This window comes from Kitasatospora sp. NPDC059747 (assembly GCF_042732955.1).
Lineage (GTDB): Bacteria > Actinomycetota > Actinomycetes > Streptomycetales > Streptomycetaceae > Kitasatospora.
In genome coordinates this window covers 1-2,084 of record NZ_JBHWGV010000270.1, presented here as the reverse complement: position 1 = coordinate 2,084, position 2,084 = coordinate 1, and the positions used below count along the sequence as shown (strand labels likewise).

Annotated in this window: 3 protein-coding genes; 2 read left to right on the top strand and 1 reads right to left on the bottom strand. The window is 38.9% G+C overall.

All coding sequences use genetic code 11. From position 1 onward, the window contains the following. Positions 1-140 precede the first annotated feature (140 nt). Positions 141-1,076, top strand: a complete 936-nt coding sequence (locus tag ACFV4G_RS43410) for a hypothetical protein (protein WP_380449174.1) — start codon at positions 141-143, stop codon at positions 1,074-1,076. After that, on the top strand, positions 1,003-1,902 hold the full coding sequence (locus ACFV4G_RS43405; RefSeq protein ID WP_380449172.1) for a hypothetical protein: 900 nt from the start codon (positions 1,003-1,005) through the stop codon (positions 1,900-1,902). Before ACFV4G_RS43410 ends, ACFV4G_RS43405 begins: the two co-directional genes overlap by 74 nt. Before the next feature lie 15 nt (positions 1,903-1,917). Here ACFV4G_RS43405 and ACFV4G_RS43400 read toward each other — a convergent pair whose 3' ends face one another. Further along, entirely contained in the window at positions 1,918-2,079 is a 162-nt protein-coding gene (locus ACFV4G_RS43400) for a LexA family protein (protein WP_380449176.1), read from the bottom strand. Positions 2,080-2,084: the final 5 nt, after the last annotated feature.

The window sequence follows — 2,084 nt, the reverse complement described above, 5'->3', positions numbered from 1 at the left end:
GAGTAGGCTCAAATATCAACCAGTGGTTGTGAAATGTCAGTTATTGGTTGATTATCTTTGTGAAGCTACAAAGAAGTAGACTGGATAGTGGCAAATTAGTAGCTTTAAAGGCTTAAATTCCAACGATAAATAGGGACTGTATGGCTCGCCAACAAAGGATTGACCATTTTAATTTGTGGCCAAAAGCTCAAAAGTTCGAAGCAGAAAAAAGGTTTGCGGAACTGCTTGAGCCTTACCCGCTTGAAGATCTTTTTTTTCCTTATCAATTGCCTGATACGGATAATAAAGAGTCGCACATAATGATTTCTTATTTGCTAGATGCAGTAGATAGCCTGCCTTATAGACCCGATCATGCGTTTGATTGGGTATGGAGAGCCTTTGAGTTTTCATGTAAGCAGGTTCCAGGGTGCAAAGAAAATACTACTAAGGCACTAAGAAGCGTTAGCACGAAATTGGATGATTACTTCGTCGCTAACTCTGAAGTTGGTGATGCGTTTTTTGATCTTGTTTCGCGTGTTCCAATTCGGACATGCAAATTCCTTCTTAAAAAAATAGTGGACGAAGGAGGTTATGAATTTGTCGGGGATGGTTATAAAGGGTTTTCCATTTTTGCTAAGCGACTTTTATTCGCCAATGGCGCGCCTCCAGTGGTCAGCGCATCTATTCAATCCGTACTACATTACCTTTCCTGGCATTATCGAGCAGTTGGTGGGGCGGAACTCAGAAATGGTGCAACCCTTCTTCGAAGGATATTAAGAGGAGAAAAAGTAGAACTGGGCGGCATTTTTTATCAGCTTTCCCGTCCCGAGATTTTATTTCTAACTCTGAGCGGTTTGGCTTATGCATTCAGAAACGGGCGAGCCCATGCAGAATCAATTGCGCCGTTCCGCAGCAGTCTTGCAAAGGTTCAAACCTACGCACACTGTTGGTTTATGTTTTTAATAATATATGAGTTGACATTTGCTCTCCAGCACATTAGCAGTTATCCCAATAAATTGATTGGTGCGCCTGCCGATAATTTTAGAAAGAACAACGCAGCGTTCTCTACGCTATTCAAAAGTTGCTTGGGCTCATAATTTTATAGAGGGTTGTATGGGGTACAGTAAAATGGTGGTTATATTTTTGGACGTTCTAGGGTCCAAAAATATGAAAGATTTTGATATCAAGTTTAAAATACATAATCTTTTTCACGGTAGTATTCAAGACAGTCAAAGGCGTCAGTCTTCAAACGATTTGAGTCATGTAGCTTATGACAGGAAATTGTTCAGTTTTTCTGATTGTGCGTTTATTTTCTATTTTTATAAGGAAGGAGTTTCAGAGTCGCGAAAGGATGCTAATAAGCTGATGTCCGTGGCTCTATATAATACTTCTCTTTTGATAACAAAAATCATGAGTGAGGGGTTTTATGTTAGAGGTGGAGCAACCTATGGTGATGCTTTTATTGATGATGTTAGCTTTTTTGGCCCAGCAGTAGATTGTGCCTATTATGTCGAAAGTAAGCTCGCACAAATGCCTCGATTATTGATAGATCCGGAAATAGGCTCTAAACAATATGAATATGAAACAGAGGTTTATGCTCGACCTCAAATTCTTCAAAGTTTATCTCGTACAAAGAAGAGGATTTCGACAGTTGTCATGCGTGAGGGTTCAGATTATTATTTGAATGCACTTTACCATCTTGAGATGGAAGGAACGTTAATGTATGAAGGAGAAATGCTTGCACTTGATAGTGTAAAGTCCAGCCTGATTCAGGCTATTAATAAGGATATAGAAATTCATAATGAGAAAGAATTTCCTAGAGAGTTTTTAAAGCTTTCTTGGCTAAAAAAATATACGGAAAATGCCTCGTGCTGTCTCAAGGAAGATGTATGTAGCTATAGTGAAACAGTACGAATTAGTTAAAATATCATAGTTTATTTATTCTGGGATAAATGATCCAACTATTTTCCCATAGATAAAAGTTTCCTCCGTGATATCAATGATTGGATATTGCGGATTTATTGGTCTCAAGTATTGGCGGCCAGCATCGGATACTAAAATTTTAAAGGTTACTTCGTTAGTGCGCGGTACGCGAGCTATTACTC